Annotated in this window: 23 protein-coding genes and 1 tRNA gene; 18 read left to right on the top strand and 6 right to left on the bottom strand. The window is 72.6% G+C overall.

All coding sequences use genetic code 11. From position 1 onward, the window contains the following. Window position 1: 1 nt before the first annotated feature. The 3 genes from ASG88_RS16340 (at window position 2) to ASG88_RS16330 (ending at window position 2,771) form a co-directional block, all read left to right on the top strand. On the top strand, window positions 2-1,003 hold the full coding sequence (locus ASG88_RS16340) for a serine hydrolase domain-containing protein (protein WP_056888497.1): 1,002 nt from the start codon (window positions 2-4) through the stop codon (window positions 1,001-1,003). Window positions 1,004-1,110: 107 nt separating this feature from the next. After that, complete coding sequence (locus tag ASG88_RS16335; protein WP_056888496.1) at window positions 1,111-2,079, top strand: zinc-binding dehydrogenase; 969 nt, start codon at window positions 1,111-1,113, stop codon at window positions 2,077-2,079. Next, a complete protein-coding gene (locus ASG88_RS16330; RefSeq protein ID WP_056888495.1) occupies window positions 2,076-2,771 on the top strand; it encodes an SDR family oxidoreductase in 696 nt (231 codons plus the stop codon). The genes ASG88_RS16335 and ASG88_RS16330 overlap by 4 nt, the downstream gene beginning before the upstream one ends. Before the next feature lie 13 nt (window positions 2,772-2,784). On the opposite strand, the gene ASG88_RS16325 is transcribed toward ASG88_RS16330, so the two are convergent. Both ASG88_RS16325 and ASG88_RS16320 read right to left on the bottom strand, forming a co-directional pair. Further along, window positions 2,785-3,303, bottom strand: a complete 519-nt coding sequence (locus ASG88_RS16325; protein ID WP_056888494.1) for a nitroreductase family deazaflavin-dependent oxidoreductase — start codon at window positions 3,301-3,303, stop codon at window positions 2,785-2,787. A gap of 21 nt (window positions 3,304-3,324) precedes the next feature. Further along, window positions 3,325-3,969, bottom strand: coding sequence for a TetR family transcriptional regulator (locus ASG88_RS16320; protein WP_056888493.1), 645 nt, complete (start codon window positions 3,967-3,969; stop codon window positions 3,325-3,327). 90 nt (window positions 3,970-4,059) lie between these two features. Between ASG88_RS16320 and ASG88_RS16315 the strand changes: the two genes are divergently transcribed. After that, on the top strand, window positions 4,060-4,266 hold the full coding sequence (locus tag ASG88_RS16315; RefSeq protein WP_056888492.1) for a hypothetical protein: 207 nt from the start codon (window positions 4,060-4,062) through the stop codon (window positions 4,264-4,266). 17 nt (window positions 4,267-4,283) lie between these two features. On the opposite strand, the gene ASG88_RS23570 is transcribed toward ASG88_RS16315, so the two are convergent. Further along, complete coding sequence (locus ASG88_RS23570) at window positions 4,284-4,460, bottom strand: DUF6104 family protein (RefSeq protein WP_199907450.1); 177 nt, start codon at window positions 4,458-4,460, stop codon at window positions 4,284-4,286. 9 nt (window positions 4,461-4,469) lie between these two features. Then, complete coding sequence (locus ASG88_RS16310; protein ID WP_200956484.1) at window positions 4,470-8,219, bottom strand: multifunctional oxoglutarate decarboxylase/oxoglutarate dehydrogenase thiamine pyrophosphate-binding subunit/dihydrolipoyllysine-residue succinyltransferase subunit; 3,750 nt, start codon at window positions 8,217-8,219, stop codon at window positions 4,470-4,472. A gap of 230 nt (window positions 8,220-8,449) precedes the next feature. Here ASG88_RS16310 and ASG88_RS16305 point away from each other — a divergent pair, with 230 nt between their 5' ends. Continuing rightward, window positions 8,450-9,064: a hypothetical protein gene (locus ASG88_RS16305; protein ID WP_056888490.1), complete on the top strand. Its 615-nt coding sequence runs from the start codon at window positions 8,450-8,452 to the stop codon at window positions 9,062-9,064. Beyond that, on the top strand, window positions 9,061-9,966 hold the full coding sequence (locus ASG88_RS16300) for an LCP family protein (protein ID WP_056888489.1): 906 nt from the start codon (window positions 9,061-9,063) through the stop codon (window positions 9,964-9,966). The genes ASG88_RS16305 and ASG88_RS16300 overlap by 4 nt, the downstream gene beginning before the upstream one ends. 14 nt (window positions 9,967-9,980) lie before the next feature. Here the strand turns inward: ASG88_RS16300 and ASG88_RS16295 are convergent, their stop codons facing one another. Both ASG88_RS16295 and ASG88_RS16290 read right to left on the bottom strand, forming a co-directional pair. Next, the gene (locus ASG88_RS16295) at window positions 9,981-11,375 is read right to left on the bottom strand and encodes a choice-of-anchor P family protein (RefSeq protein WP_056888488.1); all 1,395 of its coding nucleotides are present in this window, start codon (window positions 11,373-11,375) and stop codon (window positions 9,981-9,983) included. Window positions 11,376-11,492: 117 nt separating this feature from the next. Then, window positions 11,493-11,568 (bottom strand) — tRNA-Arg (locus tag ASG88_RS16290). A 105-nt stretch (window positions 11,569-11,673) separates the two neighbouring features. On the opposite strand from ASG88_RS16290, the gene argS reads away from it, so the two are divergent. The 12 genes from argS to ASG88_RS16230 all read left to right on the top strand — a co-directional run bounded on the left by argS (window position 11,674) and on the right by ASG88_RS16230 (window position 24,942). Then, complete coding sequence (gene argS / locus ASG88_RS16285; protein WP_056888487.1) at window positions 11,674-13,344, top strand: arginine--tRNA ligase; 1,671 nt, start codon at window positions 11,674-11,676, stop codon at window positions 13,342-13,344. A gap of 3 nt (window positions 13,345-13,347) precedes the next feature. Next, entirely contained in the window at window positions 13,348-14,763 is a 1,416-nt protein-coding gene (gene lysA, locus ASG88_RS16280) for a diaminopimelate decarboxylase (RefSeq protein ID WP_082600569.1), read from the top strand. Further along, window positions 14,763-16,070 (top strand): homoserine dehydrogenase, encoded by a 1,308-nt coding sequence (locus ASG88_RS16275; RefSeq protein ID WP_056888486.1) that lies wholly within the window; start codon window positions 14,763-14,765, stop codon window positions 16,068-16,070. The genes lysA and ASG88_RS16275 overlap by 1 nt, the downstream gene beginning before the upstream one ends. Then, entirely contained in the window at window positions 16,070-17,152 is a 1,083-nt protein-coding gene (gene thrC, locus ASG88_RS16270; protein WP_056888485.1) for a threonine synthase, read from the top strand. The genes ASG88_RS16275 and thrC overlap by 1 nt, the downstream gene beginning before the upstream one ends. A gap of 3 nt (window positions 17,153-17,155) precedes the next feature. Further along, window positions 17,156-18,055: a homoserine kinase gene (gene thrB / locus ASG88_RS16265; protein WP_056888484.1), complete on the top strand. Its 900-nt coding sequence runs from the start codon at window positions 17,156-17,158 to the stop codon at window positions 18,053-18,055. A 198-nt stretch (window positions 18,056-18,253) separates the two neighbouring features. Beyond that, the gene (rho, locus tag ASG88_RS16260) at window positions 18,254-20,308 is read left to right on the top strand and encodes a transcription termination factor Rho (protein ID WP_321163829.1); all 2,055 of its coding nucleotides are present in this window, start codon (window positions 18,254-18,256) and stop codon (window positions 20,306-20,308) included. Between the two features lie 41 nt (window positions 20,309-20,349). Beyond that, window positions 20,350-20,721: a response regulator transcription factor gene (locus ASG88_RS16255; RefSeq protein ID WP_056888482.1), complete on the top strand. Its 372-nt coding sequence runs from the start codon at window positions 20,350-20,352 to the stop codon at window positions 20,719-20,721. 144 nt (window positions 20,722-20,865) lie between these two features. Beyond that, the gene (gene rpmE, locus ASG88_RS16250) at window positions 20,866-21,102 is read left to right on the top strand and encodes a 50S ribosomal protein L31 (RefSeq protein WP_056888481.1); all 237 of its coding nucleotides are present in this window, start codon (window positions 20,866-20,868) and stop codon (window positions 21,100-21,102) included. Window positions 21,103-21,223: 121 nt separating this feature from the next. Continuing rightward, window positions 21,224-22,297 carry a peptide chain release factor 1 gene (gene prfA, locus ASG88_RS16245; protein WP_056888480.1) on the top strand — a complete coding sequence of 358 codons (1,074 nt, stop codon included), beginning with the start codon at window positions 21,224-21,226 and terminating at the stop codon, window positions 22,295-22,297. After that, window positions 22,294-23,130 carry a peptide chain release factor N(5)-glutamine methyltransferase gene (gene prmC, locus ASG88_RS16240; protein WP_056888479.1) on the top strand — a complete coding sequence of 279 codons (837 nt, stop codon included), beginning with the start codon at window positions 22,294-22,296 and terminating at the stop codon, window positions 23,128-23,130. The genes prfA and prmC overlap by 4 nt, the downstream gene beginning before the upstream one ends. A gap of 4 nt (window positions 23,131-23,134) precedes the next feature. Then, window positions 23,135-23,791: an L-threonylcarbamoyladenylate synthase gene (locus ASG88_RS16235; RefSeq protein ID WP_056888478.1), complete on the top strand. Its 657-nt coding sequence runs from the start codon at window positions 23,135-23,137 to the stop codon at window positions 23,789-23,791. After that, window positions 23,791-24,942, top strand: coding sequence for an MraY family glycosyltransferase (locus ASG88_RS16230; protein ID WP_056888477.1), 1,152 nt, complete (start codon window positions 23,791-23,793; stop codon window positions 24,940-24,942). Before ASG88_RS16235 ends, ASG88_RS16230 begins: the two co-directional genes overlap by 1 nt. Window positions 24,943-25,014: the final 72 nt, after the last annotated feature.

The following is a 25,014-nucleotide window of genomic DNA, read 5'->3' as shown; positions in this document are numbered from 1 at the left end:
GGTGCGCGAGATCGAGGAGCTGGTGGAGCGGGCCGTACGACGCCGCGCCGGCCTGGTCGTCGGCGTACGTCGCGGTGACGACACGACCGTGGTCGGGCGGGCCCACGGTGGGCCGGACCCGGACGGACGCACCCTCCACGAGATCGGCTCGATCACCAAGACCTTCACCTCGCTGCTGCTGGCCGACGGCGTCGTGCGCGGGGAGTGGTCGCTGGACGACCCGGTGCGGGCACTGCTCCCGCCCGGCACCGTCGTCCCGACCCGCGACGGCGCCGACATCACGCTCGCCCACCTGGCGACGCACACCTCGGGACTGCCGAACGCGCCCATCCCACTGCTGCGGGGGTCGGTGGAGATGCTGCGCGGGCGCGACCCCTACGCCCGGCTCACCCCGGACGGGCTCCTCGCGGCCCTGGCCGGCGCGACCCTGGCCCGCACCCCCGGGACCGGCGGTGTGCACTACTCCAACCTCGGGGTCGGCGTCCTCGGCCAGGCGCTCGCCCACGCCGCGGGCACGTCGTACGCCGCGTTGGTCGAGGAGCGCGTCTGTCGCCCGCTGGGCCTCGTCGACACCGCCACCCACGACCGGCTGACCGACGAGCAGCGGGCCCGCCTCGCGCCGGGGCACCGCAGCCGACGCAGACCGGCTGCGTCCTGGCCCCTCGACGGGCTGCCCGGGGCCGGCGCGCTGCGCTCGACCGCGGACGACGTGCTCCGCTACCTGGCGGCCCAGCTCGAGCCCGACTCCACGCCCCTGGCCGACGCCGTCCGGCTCACCCAGCAGCCCCGGGTCGAGGGCCGGCAGCCCATCGGGCTGGGGTGGCTGCGCAACGACGGGCCCGACCCGCTCTGGTGGCACAACGGCGGCACCGGCGGCTTCCGCTCCTTCGCCGGCTTCGTGCCCACGCGGCGTACGGCGGTGGTGGTGCTCAGCAACCACGCCCGGAGCGTGGACCTGCTGGGGCTCCGGACGCTGGGGCTCGGCACGGAGGGCCCCCGCTAGCCATGGTTTCGGCGCGCCGTTGCGCCCTCGCAGGCTCGGCCGCAGGCTTGCTCAACCTCCCGACCCACGCGAGGCACTCCTGCGTCGTGCCCCGCTAGGGTCGGGACATGTTCGCTGTCTACGCCGAGTCCTTCAGCTCCGACGACCCGCTCAGCGGCCTGGTGGTGGGGGAGCGACCCGATCCCACCCCGCCCGACGGGTGGACGACCGTCACCGTCAAGGCCGCCAGCCTCAACCACCACGACCTGTGGTCGCTGCGTGGCGTCGGGCTCAAGGAGGACGCGCTGCCGATGATCCTCGGCTGCGACGCCGCCGGCCTCGACGAGGACGGCAACGAGGTCGTCGTGCACGCGGTGATCAGCGACCCCGCGTGGTCCGGGGACGAGACGCTCGACCCGCGTCGCTCGCTGCTGTCCGAGCGCCACCAGGGCACCTTTGCCGACCAGGTGGTCGTGCCGCGCGGCAACCTGGTGCCCAAGCCGGCGTCGATGAGCTTCGCGGAGGCCGCATGCCTCCCCACGGCCTGGCTCACGGCCTACCGGATGCTCTTCACCCAGGGCGGCCTCAAGCCCGGCGACACCGTGCTCGTGCAGGGCGCCGGCGGTGGCGTGGCCACCGCACTCATCACGCTCGCGCGTGCGGGTGGCCTCACCGTGCTGGCCACGAGCCGCGACGAGGCCAAGCGGCAGCGCGCGCTGGAGATCGGCGCCCACCAGGTCTTCGAGTCCGGCGCCCGCCTGCCGGTCAAGGTCGACGCCGTGATGGAGACCGTCGGCCGCGCCACGTGGTCGCACTCGATCCGGTCGCTGCGCCCCGGCGGCAAGGTGGTCATCAGCGGGACGACGAGCGGACCGCAGCTCGACGACGCCGAGCTCACCCGCATCTTCTTCCTCCAGCTCCAGGTGATCGGCTCCACGATGGGCACCCGTGCGGAGCTGGCCTCGCTGGTCAACCTGCTCGACGCCACCGGCACCCGCCCCCTCGTCGACCGCACCCTGCCGATGGCCGACGCCCGCGACGGCTTCGCCGCGATGGCGGCGGGTGACGTCTTCGGCAAGATCGTCTTCGAGCGGTGAGGCACCTCCTCACCGGCGCCGGGTCGGGCATCGGGCTCGTCCTGGCCCGCCGGCTCGCCGAGCGCGGCGACGACCTGGTGCTGCTGGCGCGCTCGGAGGAGCGGGCCGCGCAGATGCGCGCCGACCTGCCCCGCGCGGCGTACGTCGTCGCGGACCTGGCCGACCCCGGGACGATCAACGGCCTCGGCCGCCAGGTCGACGGACCCCTCGACTCGCTGGTCCACGTGGCGGGCGTCGTCGACCTCGCACCGGTGTCGCGGCTGCGCCTGCACCAGTGGGAGGAGCAGGTCACCGTCAACCTCACCGCGCCGGCGGTGCTCACCCGCGAGTTCCTCCCGCACGTGCGCGAGGCCCGGGGCACGGTCGTCTTCGTCAACTCCTCGGCCGGGCTGTCGGCGAGCGCCGAGTGGTCGGCGTACGCCGCCTCGAAGTTCGGGCTGCGGGCCCTCGCCGACGCCCTGCGTGCCGAGGAGGTCGAGCACGGGGTCCGCGTGTCCACCGTGTTCCCGAGCCGCACCGCGACGCCGATGCAGGAGAAGGTCCACGAGCAGGAGGGCCGGACCTACGACTCGTCGCGCTGGATCTCGCCGGACACCGTGGTGGACACGATCCTGCACGTGCTGGACCTGCCGTCGGACGCGACGATCCCCGAGGTGACCGTGCGGCCGGTCGTGCCCCGCACGGGGACCTGAGCAGGCAGGGCGCTCAGGTCGCGCGCTCGACCACGAAGATCCGCACCCGACGCCCGTTGATGCGCTGCTGGTACTTCTCGTAGCCGCCGTAGATCCCGCGGGAGCGCTCGGTCACCGCGGCCCGCTCGGCGTCGGTCGCCGGCCGGGCGACGACGGGCAGCGTGCGACCGCGGTAGGTGACCGTCGCGTGCGGGTCCGCCTCGAGGTTGAGCACCCACGCCGGCGTGGACGGCTGCCCGAAGTTGGTGCCTAGGAGCGCCAGGTCCTCGCCCACGGGGATGGAGATCAGGTGGCTGGTGCGAGGCTGGCCCGACTTGCGACCGGTCGTGGTGAGGTCGAGGACCGGGAGCCCGGCGAGCAGCTGGGGGGCGCTCTGGCGACCGCGGGAGACCCGGGCGACCGCGGTGTCGAGGTGCCGCAGGGTGCGGGAGAAGACCCAGGCGCCGGGCCGGCTGGACCCGAAGGCCTGCACCAGGCGCTGGGCGGCGTTGGCCGGACGGTGGCGATAGTCGAGGTCGGTGGCGAGTCCCATGACCCGATGCTGCCAGAGGACTCAGCGCCGTGAGCGCCAGTTGAGCGCACCGATGAGGAGCATCCGCAGCTGCGTGCGGGTGTCGGCCAGGATGCGGTCCTCCGCGGCCGGGTCGTCGACGAGCCGCTCGGCCGTGGTGACGACGAACGACACGATGAGGTCCGCCAGCAGGTGCAGGTGGGCGGGGGAGAACGACCCGGTCCCGGGCAGCAGGGCCACGTCGGTGGCGAGCTCGCGGGTGATGAGCTCGATCTCGTGCCGGATCGCGTCACGGACCCGGACGGGCCCGGCCATGCGCTCGCGGGCGATGAACGAGTAGTGCGCCGGGTGGTCGCGCACGTGCGCGACCAGCACCACCATCGACTCGTCGATGAGGTCCGCGAACTCCGGCGCCCGGGTCCGGACGTCGCGCAGCAGCTCGCGCAGCGACACGAAGCTCTCGTCGACGAGGGCGAGACCCAGCGACTCGACCGAGTCGAAGTGCCGGTAGAACGCGGTCGGCACGATGCCGACCTCCTTGGCGACCTGGCGCAGGGAGATCGCGACGAGGCTGGTGTCGGCGGTCAGCCCGAGGGCCGCGTCGAGGATCGCGCGCCGGGTGCGCTCCTTGCGGGCCTTGCGCGAGTCGTCGACCGCCTCGCCGCGCGACTCGACGACCCCCACCATGGGCCCGATCGTAGACCAGCGCCCGGGCCCGACGTCCCACGATCCGGCGCCGCTTGCCGCGCCGCCCGCGGTCGCCCGACACTGGTCGGCATGGACCACGAGCGGCTCAGCAACGGCGAGATCACCAAGGACGCGCTCCAGGACACCGTCGAGGCCGCGGCCACCGCGGTGGGGACGGTGGCCACGGTGATCACCGGCGCGGTGCGCGACGTGGCCCGGGCGGTCGGCACCTTCGGCACCGAGGTGTTCGAGATCCGCGAGTCCGTACGCCGCGCCCGGCGCGACGCCGACGAGTGACCGGGTGACCCGGAGGCTCAGTCCTCCGGGTCGTCGAGGCGGGCCAGCCAGGTGGCCAGCCGCTCGATGGGTGTCTCGAACTCCGGGTGCTGGTCCACGAAGGCCTGCAGCTGGTCGGCGACCCACGCCAGGGTGACCTCCTCGTCACCCCGGCGCTTGTCGAGCTCCTCGATGCCGCGATCGGTGAAGTACACGACCCAGCCTCAGTAGTCCCGACCCGGGGCCGCGCTCGGCTGCTGGAAGGCAGCGTCGAGCAGCGCCTTCTGCTCCTCGGTGTGCCGCTTGATCGTGCCCACCGAGGGGGAGGCCGAGGCCGTCCGGGTGATGGGCTCGACGGTCACGTCGAGGGTGGGCCACACGTTGAGCTGGTAGTGCGGCCACGGGCCCATGTTGCGGGGCTCGTCCTGCACCCAGCGGACCGCCTTGAGGTGGGGGTACTTGGCGATCTCGGCCCGGATCTCGTCGACCGGGTTGGGGTAGAGCGCCTCGATGCGACCGATGGCGACGGTGTCGCCGTGCTCGCGCTTGCCGCGCTCGACCATGAGGTCCCAGGTGACCCGACCCGAGCAGAGCAGCAGGGTCTCCACCTTGTCGCGGTCGGCCGTCTCGTCACCGATGAACGGGCGGAAGGTCGTGTCCCCGACGAAGTCGGCGGGCTGGGACGCGGCCTCCTTGCGCTTGAGCATCGACTTGGGCGTGAAGACCACCAGCGGGCGGTGCTCCTCGCCGAGCGAGTGGCGCCTTAGCAGGTGGAAGTACGACGCGGGGGTCGAGGGCTGCGCCACGACCATCGCGTCCTCGGCCGACATGGTGAGGAAGCGCTCGATGCGGGCCGAGCTGTGGTCCGGCCCCTGGCCCTCGTAGCCGTGGGGGAGGAGCAGCACGACGCCGGACTGCTGGCGCCACTTGAGCTGGCCTGCGGAGATGAACTCGTCGATGACGGTCTGGGCGCCGTTGACGAAGTCACCGAACTGGGCCTCCCAGAGGACGAGCGCGTCGGGACGCGCCACGGAGTAGCCGTACTCGAAGCCGAGGGCGGCGTACTCGGAGAGCAACGAGTCGTAGACGTGGAACTTCGCCTGGTCCTCGGTGAGGTTGGTCAGCGGCGTCCACTCGTCGGCGTTGGTGCGGTCGATGATCGTCGCGAAGCGCTGCACGAACGTGCCGCGGCGCGAGTCCTGGCCGGCGAGCCGGACCGGGCGGCCGTCCATGAGCAGCGAGCCGAAGGCCAGGATCTCGCCGGTGCCCCAGTCGATCGGGCCGTCGGTGATCGCGGCGGCCCGGCGCTGCAGCTGCGGCATGACCTTGGGGTGGACGGTGAAGCCCTCGGGCGGCGTCGTGTAGGCGTCGGCGATCCGCTTGAGGACCTCCGGGGACACGGCGGTGCTGAACTCGCCGGCGGGCTTGTCCGGGTAGTCCGGGACGGTCGTCCACTCCGACGGCTGGCTGCTCGCCTCGCGCACCTCGGTGAAGACGCGCTCGAGCTGCTGCTGGTAGTCCTTGAGGACCTGCTCGGCCTCCTCGACGGTGATGTCGCCACGGCCGATGAGGGACTCGGTGTAGAGCTTGCGCACCGAGCGCTTCTGCTCGATCAGGTCGTACATCAGCGGCTGGGTGTACGACGGGTCGTCACCCTCGTTGTGACCGCGGCGGCGGTAGCAGACGAGGTCGATGACGACGTCCTTGTTGAACGCCTGGCGGTACTCGAACGCGAGCCGGGCGACGCGGATGCACGCCTCCGGGTCGTCGCCGTTGACGTGGAAGATCGGCGCCTGCACCATCCGGGCCACGTCGGTGCAGTAGAGCGACGAGCGCGACGAGCCGGGGGAGGTGGTGAAGCCGACCTGGTTGTTGACGACCACGTGGATGGTGCCGCCGGTGCGGTAGCCACGCAGCTGCGAGAGGTTGAGCGTCTCGGCGACCACGCCTTGGCCCGCGAAGGCCGCGTCACCGTGGACGAGGAGCGGGAGGACGGGGTACTCGGCGCCCTTGTTGAGGACGTCCTGCTTGGCCCGGGCGATGCCCTCGAGGACCGGGTCGACCGCCTCGAGGTGGGACGGGTTGGCCGCGACGGAGACCTTGATCCGGTCACCGAGGCCGGACAGGAACTCGCCCTCCGCACCGAGGTGGTACTTGACGTCCCCGGAGCCCTGGACCGTGCGCGGGTCGATGTTGCCCTCGAACTCGCGGAAGATCTGGCTGTACTTCTTGCCGACGATGTTGGCGAGCACGTTGAGCCGGCCGCGGTGGGCCATGCCGATCGCGACCTCGTCGAGGCCCTGCTCGGCGGCGGCCTCGCAGATCTCGTCGATCAGCGGGATCGTGGTCTCGCCGCCCTCGAGGGAGAAGCGCTTCTGGCCGACGAACTTGGTCTGCAGGAACGTCTCGAACGCCTCGGCCTGGTTGAGCTTGAGCAGGATGCGCAGCTGCTCCTCGCGGGGCGGCTTGGTGTGCGGCTGCTCCACGCGCTGCTGGATCCACTTGCGCTGCTCGGGATCCATGATGTGCATGTACTCGATGCCGGTGGTGCGGCAGTAGGAGTCGCGCAGGATGCCGAGGATGTTGCGCAGCTTCATGAAGCGGCGGCCCTCGCCCCCGAAGGAGCCGGTCGCGAACTCCCGGTCGAGGTCCCACAGGGTCAGCCCGTGCGACTCGACCTCGAGGTCGGGGTGGCTGCGCTGGCGGTACTCGAGCGGGTCGGTGTCGGCCATCATGTGGCCGCGCACGCGGTAGGCGTGGATGAGCTCGAGGATGCGGGCCTGCTTGACGATGTCGTCGTCGTGGCTGGCGACGATGTCCTTGGCCCAGCGGATCGGCTCGTAGGGGATCCGCAGCGAGCGGAAGATGTCGTCGTAGAAGTCGTCCTCGCCCAGCAGCAGCTGGTGGACGCGGCGCAGGAACTCGCCCGACTGCGCGCCCTGGATGACGCGGTGGTCGTAGGTCGACGTGATCGTCATGACCTTGCTGACGCCGTTGCGGTTGAGGGCCTCGTCCGAGGCGCCCTGCCATTCGGCGGGGTACTCCATCGCGCCGACGCCGACGATGACGGCCTGGCCGGGCATCAGGCGCGGCACGGAGTGGTTGGTGCCCAGCCCGCCGACGTTGGTGAGGCTCATCGTGGTGCCGGAGTAGTCGTCCATCGTGAGCTTGTTGTCACGCGCGCGCCGGATGACCTCCTCGTACGCCGTCCAGAAGCCGGCGAAGTCCATCGTCTCGCAGCCCTTGATGGACGGGACGACGAGCTGGCGGGTGCCGTCCTTCTTCTGCTGGTCCACGGCGAGGCCGAGGTTGATGTGCGCCGGCGCCACCATCGTGGGCTTGCCGTCGACCTCGGCGTAGTGGTTGTTCATCTCCGGCATCGACCGCAGGGCCTTGACCAGCGCGTAGCCGATCAGGTGCGTGAAGGAGACCTTGCCGCCGCGTGCGCGGGCGAGGTGGTTGTTGATGACGGTGCGGTTGTCCCACAGCAGCTTGACCGGGAGGGTGCGGATCGACGTCGCCGTCGGCACGGTCAGCGAGAGGTCCATGTTCTTGGCGGTGGCCGCCGGGATGCCGCGCAGGGTGGTGTGCGTCGGCTCGTCGCTCGCCGCAGCGGGCGCGGCGGGCGCGGCGTCCTTGGCGACCGGCTTGCTGGTGCCCTTGGCGGGCTCGGCCGCCTCGCTCGCGGGGCGCGGCTTGGCGGTGGGCTTGGCGGAGGAGCCGGACTCCTGCTTCGCGGCGGAAGCGGACTCCTGCTTCGCAGCGGGCTCGGGCGCCTTCGTGGCGGCGGGGGCCGACTGCTGCGTGGCGGCGGGCGCCTTGGCGGGGCCCTTCGACGCCTGGGGAGCGGTCTTCACCGGGGCGGTCGTGGCCTTCGCGTCCGTGCCGTTGCTGGAGCCGTTGCTGGTCCCGCCGAAGAAGGCCGCCCACTGCGGCCCCACACTGCCGGGGTCCTTGTCGTACTGCTCGCGCATCTCCTCCACGAGCCATTCGTTGGCTCCGAGATCCGCGGACGGTGCGGGGGTTGATCCGGACTGGTCGGCCTGTGACTGCGCCACGAGTTGCTTCGCCTCTTCCACTTTGGGCACGTGATGGGGAGTTGGTTCTCCCAAAGGCTAGTCGTACACGCCCGCAAATGCAGGGGCGCGACCGCCCCTTGATGCAAGGTGTCACGAGCGCCACACGAAACACCCCTGGAGACCCGATGAGCACCCCCTTCCGGAGCCGACCCGGAGCTCTCGTCCTCGCCCTCACCGTCGTCCTCGCGGCGACCGGTTGCAGCAGCGACGCCCCGAGCACCAGCCCCGACCCCGGCACCACCGAGACCGCCACCACCACGTCGGTGTCCGGCCCCGCCCCCCTGACCACCCGGGCCGAGATCGGCACCGTGGTCGGCCGGCTGCCCGGCACCCGCCGCAAGGCCGTGCGCGTCCAGGTCACCGACGTCCTCGACCGCTGGTGGGACGCGGCGTACGTCGGGGGCGAGTACCCCCGCACCGACTTCGGCCGCTACCCGGGCTTCACGCCCGGCGCGACCCGCCGCGCGACGTACGACCGCGACCTCATGTCCAACGCCGACATCGGCGACCGTGTCGTGTCGGTGACCCCGTTGATGCGCAAGGCGCGGCTGGACCTGCTGGCCGTGGACCGCCGGGTGCGGTCGGTGACCGCGCGCTTCGACCTGCGGATGCGGGTCGACCTCGCGGGCGCGGACGCCCCGAGCCGCCGGCTGCAGGTGCGCGGTCGCGTGTTCCTCACCCGCCAGCCCGCCGGGTGGCGGGTCTTCGGCTACGACGTCACGAAGGGCTGGCTGGCATGACGCGCCTCTCCCGCTCCCTGCGCGCGGTCACGCTGGCCGCCGTCCTCACAGTGGCCGCGCTCGTCGTCCCGGACTCGGCCGTCGAGCCGACCGGGGTCGAGCTGGTGCGCGTCAAGCGCGCCGGTGGTGTCTCGGTCGGTCCGGACGTGGTGTGGATCCTGGCCGTGGGCTCGGACGCCCGTCCCGGCCAGGACATGCTGCGGTCCCGGGGCGATGCCCTCCAGCTCATCGGCATCAACACCCGCACCGACGCCGCGACCGCCATCGGCGTGCCCCGCGACTCGTGGGTCTCGATCCCCGGCCACGGGATGAACAAGATCAACGCGGCGCTCTACTTCGGCGGCCCCCAGGGCATGGCCGGGGCGATGCGCAACCTCGTCGGCATCACCCCCGACTACGTGATGGTGACCCGGTTCCCGTTCTTCGAGGACATGGTCGACGACATCGGCGGCATCACGGTCAGCAACCCGCGCCGCTTCACCGACCCCAACCTCAAGAAGGAGGGCTTCGCTCAGGGCCGCATCCGCCTCGGCGGGTACGACGCGATGGCCTTCTCGCGGATCCGCTACGACCTCCCGGGCGGGGACTTCGACCGGTCGGCCAACCAGCAGCGCACCCTGCGCGGCATCCACGCCCGGATCCGCTCGGAGGCCGACCGTCCCGGCTTCATCGAGCGCGGCGTGATGACGGTGATGAAGCACCTGTCCACCGACCTGGGGCCGGCGGAGATCTACGAGCTCGCCCAGGCCGTGGCCCAGGTCGAGCCCGGCCGGATCACCACCTGCGTGATCCGGGGCCGCATCGGCACCGCCGCCGGGCAGAGCGTGGTCTTCCCGGACGTGGCCCAGGCCCGCCGGCTGGGTGACGCTGCCCGCGACGACGCCACCCTGCGCGGGTGCTGACCTGAGGGCGAGGCTCAGCGCGGGTAGATGTGCCCGTCGGACAGGCCGAGGTCCATCACCACGGCCTGCTCGAAGAGCTGGACCCGCAGCGCGATGACGCGCGCGCCGTACCGGCTCCGCCTGACCAGCTCGCGCTGGACCAGCCCGGTGCCGCCCGGCAGCTCGGTGGTGCCACCGGGGGCGGGGACCGCGACCGGCTGACCGTTCATGGTGATCGACGTGATGGTGGTCGCGACCCGCGCCCGCACCGGCCTGCGCTCCTTGCCGCGCATCCGCACCGAGCTCTCGACGCCTCGGATCTCCAGCCCGACGGTGGGAACCGACACGGTCTCGATGCGGGTGCCCGTGAGCCCCTTGGCGAAGTCACGCCTCGCGTCCTGGCTGCCGCGGTGGGTGTAGGTCACGTCGCGGAGGTCGGCGAGCAGGCCGAAGAGCACGGACGCGGAGGGGACCCGGAACGTCTGGGTGCGACCCAGCGTGCCCTCGCAGGGCAGGGACTTGTGCTGGACCCCGCCGAACCGGAGGGCGCCCTGCAGGGCCTGGAAGTCGAGCGCGGTGCCACCGGCGCGGAAGACGCCGGCCGGCGCGGGCGCCCCGATGCGGGCGTTGGCCGCGCCGATCTCCACCAGCTGGCGGCTGCCGCCGGCGTCGACGACGATCTCGAGGGCCATGGCCTCGGAGGTGGCGCGCTTGGACGACGCGTTGCCGCGCACCTTGCCCAGCGCGATCGACCCGAGACCGGGGACCTGGATGGGCGCGGTGGCCGAGCGGAGCACGTCGAAGACCTGGTCGGCGGCGTCGCCGGTGCCCTCGAAGACGGTGGTGGTCACCTGGTCCAGCGGCGCGAGCAGCTGCTCGAGCGGGGTGCCCTGGAGCGGCGTGCCCGCGAGCAGCTCGAGGCGGATGCGGGCGAAGTCGAAGGACTCCGCGTGGCCGAAGCCCTGCGGGGTGTGGAAGGCGTCGGCCGTGGTGGTCAGGCCCTCGATCACCAGGCTGGGCGTGGCGATGCCGTTGACGGTGCCACCGATCCGGATGTCGCCGATCGTGTTGACCCCGCGGACGCCGTGGCGGTTGCCGACCTTGTAGGTGTCGGTGCGGCTGGTGCTCGCGGCGACGTGGACCAGCGGGTTGCCCGGCACGCTCACGGCGGACGACCGCCGGACCGACTGCCCGACCGCGCGGGTGCAGCGGAGCTGGGCGTGGGCGTCCTTGACGTCGAAGGCCTCCACGTTGTCGGCCACCAGCTTGACCCCGTAGACGTCGGCCCGGTAGCCGAAGTCGGTCAGCTGCGGCGCCTGCCTCGAGTCGGGGGCTGCGACGGCGGGGGAGGCGACGGCGGGGGAGGCGACCAGCGTGGCGGCCACGGCGGAGGCGAGGGAGAGGGCGAGGCCCGAGATCAGCGTGCTCATGTAACGCAGTGTTACACCAAACGCGCCGTGCTGGAACCTGTCTCGCGAGGACTGTCGGGAACGACAGTGGGGAACATCTGCCCGGCCTGGGCCGGCGGATGTTCCCCACTGATCGGATGGCGCCTCCGGCAGGATTCGAACCTGCGGCACCTGGTACCGGAAACCAGTGCTCTATCCCCTGAGCTACGGAGGCGTGCGCGAAGGAGACCCTACAACCCCGGTGCCGCCCCCGTGACATCGCACCGGCAGCCGTGAAACCGGTTCGGGTCGCCCCCCTGCCCGCCGATAGTCTGGCGCGGTGAATCCCGGCCAGCTCTCCCTGACCATCGTCGACGCCCTCGAGTCCCTCGTGGCGGACGGCTCCGTGGCGCTGCCGCAGGGCGTGCCCACGACGGTCACCGTGGAGCGGCCGCGCCAGAAGGGCCACGGCGACTACGCCACCAACGTCGCCCTCCAGCTCGCCAAGGCCGCGCAGGTCGACGGCGCGGGCACCAACCCGCGCGCGCTCGCCGCGCTGGTGGCCGCCCGGCTGGCCGACGCCGACGGTGTCGCCGGCGTCGAGGTCGCCGGGCCGGGCTTCCTCAACATCACCGTCGAGGCGGGCGCCCAGGGGCAGGTCGCCGCCGACATCGTGGCCGCCGGGGCGGCGTACGGCTCGTCCGACACGTTCGCGGGGGAGCGGATCAACCTCGAGTTCGTCTCCGCCAACCCGACCGGCCCGCTGCACCTGGGGGGCGTCCGCTGGGCGGCCGTCGGTGACGCGCTCGGCCGCGTCTTCGAGAAGACCGGGGCCGTCGTCACCCGGGAGTACTACTTCAACGACCACGGCGCCCAGATCGACCGCTTCAGCTCCTCCCTCCTGGCCAGCGCCCGCGGTCGCCAGGCCCCCGAGGACGGGTACGGCGGGGAGTACATCCACGAGATCGCCCGCTCGGTCGTGGAGCAGCGGCCCGACGTGCTGGACCTCGACGACCCGGCGGCGCAGGAGGTCTTCCGCCAGGTCGGCGTCGAGATGATGTTCACCGAGATCAAGCAGTCGCTGCACGACTTCAAGGTCGACTTCGACGTCTACTTCCACGAGGACGACCTCCACCGCAGCGGGGCGGTGGACCGGGCGGTGGAGCGGCTCACCGGGCTGGGCAACACCTACGAGAAGGACGGCGCCACCTGGCTGGCCACCGAGAAGTTCGGTGACGACAAGGACCGGGTCGTCATCAAGTCCGACGGCCAGGGCGCCTACCTGTCCGGCGACCTCGCCTACTACCTCGACAAGCGTGAGCGCGGCTTCGACCGCTGCTTCATCATGCTCGGGGCCGACCACCACGGCTACGTCGGCCGGATGATGGCGATGTGCGCGGCCTTCGGCGACGAGCCGCACGTCAACCTCGAGATCCTCATCGGGCAGATGGTCAACCTGCTCCGCGACGGCCAGCCGCTGCGGATGTCCAAGCGGGCCGGCACCGTCGTCACCATCGACGACCTGGTGGGGGCGATCGGCGTCGACGCGGCCCGCTACGCGCTCGCCCGCTACAGCAGCGACAGCCCCATCGACATCGACCTCGACCTGTGGGCGCGCGCCACCAACGACAACCCCGTCTTCACCGTCCAGTACGCCCACGCCCGCGTGGCGAGCCTCATGCGCAACGCCGCCGACCTCGGCGTCAAGGCGGAGAGCCACCCCCACCTGCTGGTGCACGACAAGGAGGGCGAGCTCCTCCGCGCGCTCGCCGAGCTGCCGCGCGTCATCACCGCGGCGGCCGAGCTGCGCGAGCCGCACCGCGTCGCCCGCTACCTCGAGGAGCTGGCGGGGACCTACCACCGCTTCTACGACAGCTGCCGGGTGCTGCCCCGCGGTGACGAGGAGACGTCCGACCTGCACCGCGCCCGGTTGCTGCTCGTCGACGCGACCCGGGTCGTGCTGGCCAACGGGCTCGACCTCCTCGGCGTCTCCGCCCCCGAGCGGATGTGAGTCGTGCCCACCTCGCACCCCTCCGGCTGGGCCCACGCCGACGGCGCCCTCAGCCAGGCCCGACCCGGCGGACCGCACTGGTTGCGTGAGCCCGCCGACCCCAACTCGCTCGTCCCGATCCTCTGGTCGTCCACGGCGGCCAAGGACGACGGCGTGCTGAGCGTCGGCGGCGTGAGCCTGCCGGACCTCGTCGCCGAGCACGGCAGCCCGGCGTACGTCCTCGACGAGCGCGACTTCCGCGAGCGCGCCCGCGCCTTCGCCGACGCGTTCGCGGCGTACGACGTGTTCTTCGCCGGCAAGGCGTTCCTCTCCACCACCACCGTGAGGTGGCTGGCCGAGGAGGGCCTGCACCTCGACGTGTGCTCCGGCGGCGAGCTGACCGTGGCCGAGCGGGCCGGCTTCCCGATGGAGCGGGTGGGCTTCCACGGCAACAACAAGACGGTGCGCGAGCTCGAGCGGGCCGTCGGGCTCGGCGTGGGCCGGGTCATCGTCGACTCCTTCGACGAGGTCGAGCGGCTGGCCGCCGTGGTGTCGGGACTCGGCCGCACCATCGGCGTGATGATCCGGGTCACCGCCGGCGTCGAGGCCCACACCCACGAGTACATCGCCACCGCCCACGAGGACCAGAAGTTCGGCTTCTCCATCGCCTCGGGCGACGCCTTCGAGGCCGTACGCCGCGTCGAGGCGGCGCCGGGGCTGCGCCTGCTCGGCCTGCACAGCCACATCGGCAGCCAGATCTTCGACTCCTCCGGCTTCGAGGTCGCGGCCCGCCGCGTGCTCGCCCTGCACGCCCGCGTCAGCGAGGAGCTCGGCGTGCAGATGCCCGAGATGGACCTCGGGGGCGGCTTCGGCATCGCCTACACGACCCAGGACGACCCCAGCGACCCCGCGCAGCTCGCGACCGAGCTGACCAAGATCGTCGAGCACGAGTGCCGGGCGCTCGCCGTCGACGTGCCCCGGTTGTCCATCGAGCCCGGCCGGGCGATCGTCGGCCCGGCCATGTGCACGGTCTACGAGGTGGGCACCGTCAAGGAGGTCGCCCTCGACGGCGGCGCGCGGCGCACCTACGTCTCGGTCGACGGCGGGATGAGCGACAACATCCGCACCGCCCTGTACGACGCCGACTACTCCTGCACGCTCGCCTCGCGCGCCTCGGACGCGCCGGCCATCCTGGCCCGCGTCGTCGGCAAGCACTGCGAGGCGGGCGACATCGTCGTCAAGGACGAGTTCCTGCCCGGCGACGTGCGACCCGGCGACCTGGTGGCCGTGCCCGGCACCGGCGCCTACTGCCGGGCCATGGCCTCCAACTACAACCACGCGCTACGTCCTCCGGTGATCGCTGTGCGGGACGGGAAGACCTCCGTGGTGCTGAGGCGCGAGACTGAGGACGATGTGCTGTCGACAGACGTGGGTGCGTGATGGGTGAGGGAGACAAGCGACCGGACAGGCTCCGGGTCGCGGTGCTCGGGTGCGGCTCGGTCGGGTCGCAGGTGGTGCGGCTGCTGACCGAGCAGGCCGGGGACCTCGAGGCCCGGGTCGGTGCACCCGTCGAGCTGGTGGGGGTCGCCGTACGCCGACTCGACGCCGCCCGCGAGGTGGACGTGCCGGCCGACCTGCTGACCACCGACGCCGCCGGGCTGGTCGCCCGCGACGACGTCGACCTGGTCGTCGAGGTCATCGGGGGCATCGAGCCCGCGCGCTCGCTGATCCTCTCGGCGCTCGACCACGGCGCCAGCGTCGTCACCGCCAACAAGGCGCTGCTGGCCGAGGACGGCCCGACGCTCTTCGAGGCGGCCGAGAAGGCCGACCGCGACCTCTACTACGAGGCCGCCGTCGCCGGCGCCATCCCGATCCTGCGGCCGCTGCGCGAGTCGCTGGCCGGGGACAGGGTCACCCGGGTGCTCGGCATCGTCAACGGCACCACCAACTTCATCCTCGACAAGATGGACACCTCGGGCGCCGGCTTCTCCGAGGCGCTCGAGGAGGCCCAGGAGCTCGGCTACGCCGAGGCCGACCCGACGGCGGACGTCGAGGGCTTCGACGCCGCCGCCAAGGCCGCGATCCTGGCCAGCCTGGCCTTCCACTCCCGGGTCACCGCGGCCGACGTCTACCGCGAGGGCATCTCCGAGGTGACCGCGGGCGACATCTCCTCGGCCCGCGAGATGGGCTCGGTGGTCAAGCTGCTCGCCATCTGCGAGCTGCGCGACGACCAGGTGGCCGTGCGCGTCCACCCGGCCATGATCCCGCGCTCGCACCCGCTGGCCAGCGTGCGCGAGGCGTACAACGCGGTCTTCGTGGAGTCCGAGGCTGCCGGCCAGCTCATGTTCTACGGCCCCGGGGCCGGCGGGTCGCCGACGGCGAGCGCCGTGCTCGGCGACCTGGTGACCGTCGCCCGCAACCGCCTCGCGCGCACCCGCGGCGCCGGGGAGTCGGCGTACGCCGATCGTGCGGTGCTGCCGATGGGGGAGACCCGCACGCGCTACCACGTGGCCCTCGACGTCGACGACCGCTCGGGCGTGCTCGCCGCGGTCGCGACGGCCTTCGCCGACCAGGGCGTGTCGATCCAGACCGTGCGCCAGGAGGGGCGGGGCGCCGACGCCCAGCTCGTCGTGGTGTCGCACGCCGCGACCGACGCCGCGCTGAGCGCCACCGTGGAGCACCTGCGCACCATGGACATCGTCCGCGACGTCACCTCGGTGATGCGCGTCGAGGGGGGCGACGAGTGATGGACGCCCCCTGGGCACGCCACCAGTGGCGCGGCCTCATCGAGGAGTACCGCGACCTCATCGACCTGCTGCCCGAGGGCCTCGAGGCCGTGACCCTGCGTGAGGGCGGCACTCCGCTCGTGCACTCGGAGTGGCTCTCGTCGCTGACGGGCGGCCAGGTGTGGCTCAAGGTCGAGGGCGACAACCCCACCGGGTCCTTCAAGGACCGCGGCATGACGACCGCCATCTCGGTCGCCAAGCACGAGGGGGCCCAGGCCGTCGTCTGCGCCTCGACCGGCAACACGTCGGCCTCGATGGCGGCCTACGCCGCGAAGGCCGGCCTCAAGCCGCTCGTCCTCGTGCCCGAGGGCAAGATCGCTGCCGGCAAGATGGCGCAGGCTGTCGTGCACGGCGCGCAGATCATCATGGTGCGCGGCAACTTCGACCACTGCCTGCACATGGCCAAGGGCCTCGCCTGGGACTACCCGGTCGCGCTGGTCAACTCGGTCAACCCGGTCCGGCTCCAGGGCCAGAAGACCGCGGCGTTCGAGATCTGCGACTTCCTCGGCGACGCCCCCGACTACCACCTGCTGCCCGTCGGCAACGCCGGCAACATCTCGGCCTACTGGATGGGCTACGAGCAGTACGCCGACCTCGGCCGGTCGTCCAAGCGGCCGGTCATGCGGGGCTTCCAGGCCGAGGGTGCCGCTCCGCTGGTGACCGGTGAGCCCTTCCCCGACCCGGAGACCAAGGCAACCGCCATCCGGATCGGCAACCCCGCCTCGTGGAAGCTCGCCGAGGCGGCCGCGCACGAGTCCGGCGGCCGGTTCGCCGCCCTGTCGGACTCGCAGATCCTGGCGGCCCAGGTCGAGCTGGCCCGCAACGACGGCGTCTTCGTCGAGCCGGCCTCGGCCGCGGGGATCGCCGGGCTGCTCTCCGAGCTCGCTGCGGGGGAGAGCTACGCCGGCGCGACGGTGGCGATCACGGTGACCGGCCACGGCCTCAAGGACACCGCCACCGCGCTCGAGTCCTTCGGCGACATCGTCGACACCGTGGTGGACGCCGACGTGGACGCCGCGGCCGCGGCCGCCGGGCTCATCTGAGGCATGGCGACCTACGTCGACGGGCCCGTCCGGGTCACCGTCCCCGCCACGTCCGCCAACCTGGGTCCGGGCTTCGACGCCCTCGGGCTGGCGCTCTCGCTGCGCGACGAGCTCGAGGCCGAGGTGACCGCCTCGGGGATCGAGGTGGAGGTCACCGGCGAGGGTGCCGCCGACGTGCCCCGCGACGCCTCGCACCTCGTCGTGCGGTCGATGCACGCGGCGTTCGACGCCATGGACGCGCGACCGCCCGGGCTGCGCCTGACCTGCCGCAACGTCATCCCCCACAGCCGTGGTCTCGGCTCGTCGTCCGCGGCCATCGTCGCCGGGGTCGCGCTGGCCCGGGCCCTCGTCGCGGGCGGCCGGCTGCTGCTCGACGACGCGGCACTGCTGCGGATCGCGGCCGACATCGAGGGCCACCCCGACAACGTCGCGCCGGCGCTGCTGGGCGGCTTCGTCATCTGCGGGCGCGAGGCGGGGGAGTGGTACGCCGTCCCGTCGGCCGTCGACCCGCGTGTGCGGGCCGAGGTCTTCGTGCCGTCCACTCCCGTGGCCACCGAGGTCGCTCGCGGCCTCCTGCCGGCGACGGTGCCGCACGCCGACGCGGCTGCCAACAGCGGCCGGGCGGCACTGCTGGTCGCCGCCCTGGCCGGGCGGCCCGAGCACCTGCTCGTCGCCACCCGCGACTACCTGCACCAGGAGCAGCGCGAGCCGGCCATGCCCGACTCGCTCGCCCTGGTGCACCGGCTGCGGGCCGATGGGATCCCCGCCGTCATCAGTGGCGCGGGGCCGACCGTGCTCGCCCTCGTCGGCGCGGGCCGGCGTGACCTCACCGACCTGACGCCGCCCGGCTGGACGCACCACGTCCTCGACGTCGAGGCGCGCGGCGTCGTGGTGGCCGACTGACGCGACGGCCCTGCTAGCCTGTGGGCGCGCCGTATCGGCGTGAGCTCCCGCCGCTGCGGTCCTGCCGCTGGCGAGGGAGCACCCTCTCCTCCCGGCGTGTCCTCCTCGAGCGGCACGCGACCAGCCGGTCCCGGGACCACCTGTCAGCACCAGCCAGCCCCGTGTCCGGGGCCGGCTCCAAGCGTGGGAAGGGCTCACGTGACCGACTCAGCAACGCCCAGCGCCAAGAAGCGTGGCGGCGGGCTCAGCTCCATGCTCCTCGCCGACCTCAAGTCGATGGCCGCGGGCATGGGCATCTCCGGCGCGGGCTCCATGAAGAAGGCGCAGCTCGTCGACGCCATCAAGGGAGCCCAGTCCGGGCCGTCCGCGACGTCCGGCGAGAGCGCGCCCCCGGCCGCGGCCGCCGCCGGTGCGCCCGCGGCGGCCGCCTCGAGCGCCCCGCGTGTCACCCGCACCCAGCGCCCCGCACGCCGTACTGCCGCCGCGGCCGTCGAGCAGGCCCCGAGCGCCGACGCCCCGGCCCAGCCGGCCCAGGACGAGCGGCCCACCCGCGAGGACCGGCCCGCCCGCGACGACCGCCCGGCCCGCGAGGACCGCGCCGCCCAGGAGGCGCAGGGCGAGTCCCAGTCGTCCGACGGTCAGGCCGAGACGCGCTCGTCGCGCCAGCGCACGCGCAACCAGGCCCGCCAGCAGGACGACGCAGGGCAGGACGACCAGCGCTCCAAGCCCGACCAGAAGGGCCAGGACCAGAAGGGCCAGGACCAGAAGGGTCAGGACCAGAAGGGCCAGCGCGGCCAGGACCGCCAGGACCGCCAGGACCGCCAGGACCGCCAGGACCGGCAGGACGGCCAGCAGGCCGGGTCCCGCGACCAGCAGTCCCGCGACCAGCAGGGCAAGCAGGGCGCCCAGCAGAACAGCCAGCCCAACCAGGGCCAGTCGAACCAGGGCCAGTCGAACCAGGGCCAGCACGGCGCCCAGGACCAGCAGGACCTCGACGACGACGGCGAGGGCGGCAGCCGCCGCAACCGTCGCCGTCGCGGCCGGGACCGCGAGCGGGCGGTCAACCGCCCGGGCAGCCGCAACGAGCCCGACACCACCGTGCTCGACGACGACGTGCTCGTCCCGGCGGCGGGCATCCTCGACGTGCTCGACAACTACGCCTTCGTCCGCACCTCCGGCTACCTGCCCGGGACCGACGACGTGTACCTCTCCCTGTCGATGGTGCGGAAGTTCGGCCTGCGCCGCGGCGACGCCATCGTCGGCCAGGTGCGCCAGCCCCGCGAGGGCGAGCGCAAGGAGAAGTTCAACCCGATGGTGCGCATCGACAACGTCAACGGGGCGGACCCGGAGGCGGCGCGCGAGCGGGTCGACTTCGACTCCTTCACCCCGGTGCACCCCGACGACCGGCTCCGGCTCGAGACAGACTCGGGCAACCTGGTCGGCCGGATGATCGACCTCGTGGCCCCGATCGGCAAGGGTCAGCGCGGGCTCGTGCTGGCGCCGCCGGACGCGGGCACCACCACCGTGCTGCAGTCGATCGCGGCGTCGATCTCGCGCAACAACCCCGACTGCCACCTGATGATCGTGCTCATCGACGAGCGTCCCGAGGAGGTCACCGACTTCCAGCGCCAGGTCAAGGGCGAGGTGATCGCCTCGACCTTCGACCGGCCCTCCACCGACCACACCATGGTCGCGGAGCTGGCGATCGAGCGGGCCAAGCGACTCGTCGAGCTCGGCCACGACGTGGTCGTGCTGCTCGACTCGCTCACCCGCCTCGGCCGGGCCTACAACCTGGCGGCACCGGCCAACGGCCGGGTGCTCGCCGGTGGTGTGGACGCGACGGCGCTGCACCCGCCGAAGAAGTTCTTCGGCGCCGCGCGCAACATCGAGCAGGGCGGGTCGCTCACCATCCTGGCCACCGCGCTGGTGGACACGGGCTCGGCGACCGACGAGGTCATCCTCGAGGAGTTCACCGGCACCGCCAACAGCGTGCTGCGGCTGAGCGGCGACGTCGCCGCGCGGCGTACGTTCCCCGCGGTCGACGTCCTCGCCTCCAGCACGCGGCGCGAGGACCTGCTCCTCAGCCGCGAGGAGCTGGAGATCGTGGAGAAGCTGCGACGCTCGTTGCTCGACCGCACCGCGGTCGAGGCGCACGACGACGTCCTCGGGCGGGTGCGGGCGACGCAGTCCAACATCGAGCTGCTGACGCAGGTCCAGCGGGCCCCGGCGGCCGCCGCCGCGAAGCGTCGCTGACGCGGGCTAGGGTCGACAGGGACAGGATCGAGGAGACGGACATGGCACGCATCGTGGTGGCCGACGACGACATCGACATCCGGGAGCTCGTGGAGTTCAAGCTCTCCACGCTCGGGCACGAGATCGTCGCGGTGTCCGACGGCCAGGCGGCGGTCGACGCCTGCCAGGCCGACCGGCCCGACCTGGCCGTGCTCGACGTGATGATGCCCGGCTTGTCGGGCCTCGACGCGGTGCGCCTCATCCGCGCCGACGAGGCGCTCGCCGACCTGCCCGTCATCCTGCTGACCGCGCGGGCCCAGGAGTCCGACGTCGAGACCGGATTCGGGTCCGGTGCCGACGACTACATCACCAAGCCCTTCAGCCCGCGCGAGCTCGCGACCCGCGTGGAGGCGCTGCTCTCCCGGAGCCGCTGACCCGGCCGAGGGGCGCGCCCCGTCGAGGGAATGCCCCGATTGGGCGGCGCGTTGTCACGGGTGGCACACTTGTGTGCTGGCTCCGGTTCACGTCCACGCAGCCGCGTGTGGACGACCCGGCGGCATTGGCTCGAGAGGAATCCCATGAAGAAGGACATCCACCCGGCGTACGTCGACACCCAGGTCACCTGCACCTGTGGCGCGACGTTCACCACCCGCAGCACCGCGACCTCCGGCTCGCTCAAGGCCGATGTCTGCTCGCAGTGCCACCCGTTCTACACCGGCAAGCAGAAGATCCTCGACACCGGCGGCCGCGTCGCCCGCTTCGAGGCTCGCTACGCCAAGAAGGCTGCTCCGGCCGAGAAGGCCGAGAGCAAGTAGCTTTCCTCCAGCGCCGGCCTCCCGCACCGCGGGAGGTCGGCGCTGTGCATTTGTCGCGCAAGAGCGCGAGGCATTTGTCGCCAGCCATCCGCCCGTACGCCGTGACCCCAGGAGCCCAGTGATGTTCGAGGCCGTCGAGGGACTCGTCGCCGAGCACGCCGAGCTCGAGGAGCAGCTCGCCGCGCCCGAGACGCACGCCGACCAGCGGCTGGCCAAGCGCCTCAATCAGCGCTACGCCGAGCTCAGCGCGGTGGTGGCCACGTGGCGCGACTGGCTCCAGCTCGCCGAGGACATCGAGGCGGCCCGTGAGCTCGCCTCGGAGGATCCCGCGTTCGCCGACGAGGCCGTCGTGCTCGAGGCCCGCCGCGAGAAGGCCGAGGAGCGGCTGCGCCACCTCCTCGTGCCGCGCGACCCGACCGACGCCAAGGACGCGCTCCTCGAGGTCAAGTCGGGGGAGGGCGGCGAGGAGTCCGCGCTCTTCGCGGGCGACCTCCTGCGCATGTACTCCCGCTTCGCCGAGGCCCACGGCTGGCGCACCGAGGTCCTCGACGCCACCGAGTCCGACCTCGGCGGCTACAAGTCGGTCACCGTGGCGGTCAAGGCCAAGGGCACGCCGGAGCCCGGCCGGGCGCCGTACGCCCTGCTCAAGTTCGAGGGTGGCGTCCACCGCGTGCAGCGGGTGCCGGTCACCGAGTCGCAGGGGCGCGTGCACACCAGCGCCGCCGGCGTGCTGGTGATGCCGGAGGCCGAGGACGTCGACGTGGAGATCCACGACGCCGACCTGCGCATCGACGTCTACCGCTCGTCGGGCCCGGGTGGGCAGAGCGTCAACACGACCGACTCGGCGGTGCGGATCACCCACGTCCCGACCGGCATCGTGGCGAGCTGCCAGAACGAGAAGAGCCAGCTCCAGAACAAGGAGTCGGCGATGCGCATCCTGAGGGCGCGGCTGCTGGCCGCCGCGCAGGAGGCGGCCGACGCCGAGGCCAGCGAGGCCCGCCGCAGCCAGGTCCGCACCGTGGACCGCTCCGAGCGGATCCGCACCTACAACTACCCGGAGAACCGCATCTCCGACCACCGCACCGGCTACAAGTCCTACAACCTCGACCAGGTGCTCGACGGGGACCTCGGTCCCGTCCTCCAGTCCTGCATCGACGCCGACCTGGCGGCCCGGCTCGAGGCGCTCGAGCAGTGACCCGGGCCCTGCGCCGCGCGGCCGCCGACGTCCTCCGCGAGGCCGGCGTTGCGTCCCCGGAGCGGGACGCCGAGCTGCTGCTCGCCCACGTCCTCGACGTGCCCCTCGGCCGCCTCGTCCTCGTCGACGACGTCACGCCGGACCAGCAGGAGCAGTACGACGCGCTGGTGGCGCGGCGGGCGGCCCGSGAGCCGCTCCAGCACCTCACCGGCAGCGCCGCCTTCCGCCACGTCGAGCTGCTCGTCGGGCCGGGGGTCTTCGTGCCCCGGCCGGAGACCGAGCTGCTGGCCGGCTGGGCGATCGACGCCGTGGCGGACCTGGACTCGCCGGTCGTCGTCGACCTCTGCACCGGGTCCGGCGCCATCGCCCGCGCGGTGGCCGACGAGGTCCCGGCTGCCCGGGTCCACGCGGTGGAGCTCGACGAGGGTGCCTTCGCCTGGGCCGAGCGCAACCTGGCCGGGACCGGGGTCGACCTGCGCCACGGCGACTTCGCCACCGCCTTCGAGGACCTGCTCGGCACGGTCGACGTGGTGGTGTGCAACCCGCCGTACATCCCCCTGTGGGCCTGGGAGTCGGTGGCGGTCGAGGCCCGCGACCACGACCCCCACCTGGCCCTCTACTCCGGTGATGACGGGCTGGACGCCATCCGGGTCCTGTCGGTCCGCGCCGCCCTGCTCCTGCGACCCGGGGGAGTGCTCGGCTTCGAGCACGCCGATGCCCAGGGCGAGCTCGCACCGGCCGTCCTGCGGTCCGCCGGACGGTGGGCCGACGTGGCCGACCACCGCGATCTGGCAGGTCGTCCACGCTTCACCACGGCGCGACTGGCACGATGAGCGCGTGAAACGGCTGGGCGTGACGACCGAGGACGAGCAAGAGGCGGCCATCGACGCAGCGGCGGCTGCCCTGCGGCGGGGCCTGCTCGTGGTGCTGCCGACCGACACGGTCTACGGCATCGCGGCGGACGCGTTCGAGCCCGACGCCGTCCAGGCGCTGCTCGACGCCAAGGGCCGCGGCCGCGACATGCCCCCGCCCGTGCTGGTGAGCACCGCGACGACCCTCGACGCCCTGGCCGTCGGGGTGCCGGACTACGCCCGTGCGCTCGTCGAGCGCTTCTGGCCCGGTCCGCTGACCATCGTGTGCCGCCAGCAGACCTCGCTGCAGTGGGACCTGGGGGAGACCCGCGGCACGGTCGCGGTGCGGATGCCCGACCACGAGCTCGCGCTGGCGCTGCTGGAGCGCACCGGCCCGCTGGCCGTGAGCTCGGCCAACACCACCGGCCGTCCGCCGGCCCGCGACGCCGACGAGGTCGAGGAGATGCTCGGCGCCGACGTCGAGGTCGTCATCGACGGTGGCCCGGCCCTCGGCGGGGAGGCGTCGACGATCGTCGACTGCACCGGCCCGCACGGCCGCATCCTGCGCCGGGGTGCGCTCTCGCTCGACCAGCTCAACGAGGCCCTCGAGACGCTCGGCGTGACCCTCACCGACGAGCCCTGATGCGCGAGTACCTCCTCGTCTTCCTGGTGGCCGGCACCTCCACCTACCTGCTGACCGTGATCGCAAGGGAGATCGCCCTGCGCAGCGGGGCGGTGGCCGCGGTCCGGGACCGCGACGTGCACGACGCGCCGATCCCCTACCTCGGTGGCCTGGCGATGCTGGGCGGGCTCGTCGCGGCCTACCTCGTGGCCCGCGAGCTGCCGTTCCTGTCCGGCAGCGACCCGTTCGTCTTCCGCGACGCGGGCGTGGTGCTGGTCGCCGGTGCGCTCATCTGCGCGGTGGGCGTCGTCGATGACATCTTCGAGATCGACGCGCTCACCAAGCTCGGGGGACAGGTCCTCGCCGCGGGTCTGCTCGTCTACTTCGACGTGCGCTTCTACTACCTGCCCGGCAGCGACGGCTCCCAGTTCCTCCTGGACCCCACCCAGGGGGCACTCCTCACCGTCATCGTGGTGGTGGCGACCATCAACGCCGTCAACTTCGTCGACGGTCTCGACGGCCTGGCTTCGGGCGTGGTCTGCATCGGCGCGGTGGCGTTCTTCGTCTTCTGCTACGTCCTCACCGCGCAGAAGGACCTCACCCTGGCCACCACGGGCGCCCTCCTCAGCGCCGCGCTCGCCGGGGTCTGCGCGGGCTTCCTGCCGCACAACTTCCACCCGGCCCGGCTCTTCATGGGGGACTCCGGCTCGATGCTGCTGGGGCTCGTGTTCTCGGCGAGCACCCTGACCCTCACCGGGCAGTTCAACGGCACCGACATCTCCTCCGACGGCAACAGCATCTTCGTCGCGGTGCTGCCGGTCCTGCTGCCGGTGTCCCTGCTGATGGTGCCGGTCGCCGACCTCGTGCTCGCCGTCGTACGACGCACGCGTGCGGGCCGCTCGCCGTTCGCCCCCGACAAGCAGCACCTGCACCACCGGCTGCTCGAGATCGGGCACTCGCAGCGACGGGCCGTGCTCATCATGTGGCTGTGGGCGGGGCTCGTCTCCTGCGGTGCGGTGCTGACCAGCCTCTACAGCGGTCCGTGGATGTGGTGGAGCCTCGGCACGATGTTCGCGCTGACCGTCGCCCTCACCTTCCTCGTCCCGGTGCTCAAGAAGCCCGGCCACCCCGGGGCGGAAATCGTCGGTTCGGAGCCCACGGGGACTTTGTGATAGTTTTCACGAGCGGTCGGAGCACTGTTCGGACCGCCCCGCAGCACCGTTGACAGACCCCCTCCACAGGAC

It is taken from the genome of Nocardioides sp. Soil777, from assembly GCF_001428425.1.
GTDB classification, from domain to species: domain Bacteria; phylum Actinomycetota; class Actinomycetes; order Propionibacteriales; family Nocardioidaceae; genus Nocardioides; species Nocardioides terrigena.
Note: the sequence above shows the minus strand (reverse complement) of the source record. Positions and strands in the feature narration are given on the sequence as shown.

Bases quoted from the DNA above. Each gene is read 5' to 3' on its own strand.
- ASG88_RS16335 (WP_056888496.1), top strand. From the start codon at position 1,111: ATGTTCGCTGTCTACGCCGAGTCCTTCAGCTCCGACGACCCGCTCAGC.
- ASG88_RS16325 (WP_056888494.1), bottom strand. From the start codon at position 3,303: ATGGGACTCGCCACCGACCTCGACTATCGCCACCGTCCGGCCAACGCC.
- ASG88_RS16320 (WP_056888493.1), bottom strand. From the start codon at position 3,969: ATGGTGGGGGTCGTCGAGTCGCGCGGCGAGGCGGTCGACGACTCGCGC.
- ASG88_RS16315 (WP_056888492.1), top strand. From the start codon at position 4,060: ATGGACCACGAGCGGCTCAGCAACGGCGAGATCACCAAGGACGCGCTC.
- ASG88_RS16310 (WP_200956484.1), bottom strand. From the start codon at position 8,219: ATGCGCGAGCAGTACGACAAGGACCCCGGCAGTGTGGGGCCGCAGTGG.
- ASG88_RS16305 (WP_056888490.1), top strand. From the start codon at position 8,450: ATGAGCACCCCCTTCCGGAGCCGACCCGGAGCTCTCGTCCTCGCCCTC.
- ASG88_RS16300 (WP_056888489.1), top strand. From the start codon at position 9,061: ATGACGCGCCTCTCCCGCTCCCTGCGCGCGGTCACGCTGGCCGCCGTC.
- ASG88_RS16295 (WP_056888488.1), bottom strand. From the start codon at position 11,375: ATGAGCACGCTGATCTCGGGCCTCGCCCTCTCCCTCGCCTCCGCCGTG.
- ASG88_RS16275 (WP_056888486.1), top strand. From the start codon at position 14,763: ATGGGTGAGGGAGACAAGCGACCGGACAGGCTCCGGGTCGCGGTGCTC.
- thrC (WP_056888485.1), top strand. From the start codon at position 16,070: ATGGACGCCCCCTGGGCACGCCACCAGTGGCGCGGCCTCATCGAGGAG.
- thrB (WP_056888484.1), top strand. From the start codon at position 17,156: ATGGCGACCTACGTCGACGGGCCCGTCCGGGTCACCGTCCCCGCCACG.
- ASG88_RS16255 (WP_056888482.1), top strand. From the start codon at position 20,350: ATGGCACGCATCGTGGTGGCCGACGACGACATCGACATCCGGGAGCTC.
- rpmE (WP_056888481.1), top strand. From the start codon at position 20,866: ATGAAGAAGGACATCCACCCGGCGTACGTCGACACCCAGGTCACCTGC.
- prfA (WP_056888480.1), top strand. From the start codon at position 21,224: ATGTTCGAGGCCGTCGAGGGACTCGTCGCCGAGCACGCCGAGCTCGAG.
- ASG88_RS16230 (WP_056888477.1), top strand. From the start codon at position 23,791: ATGCGCGAGTACCTCCTCGTCTTCCTGGTGGCCGGCACCTCCACCTAC.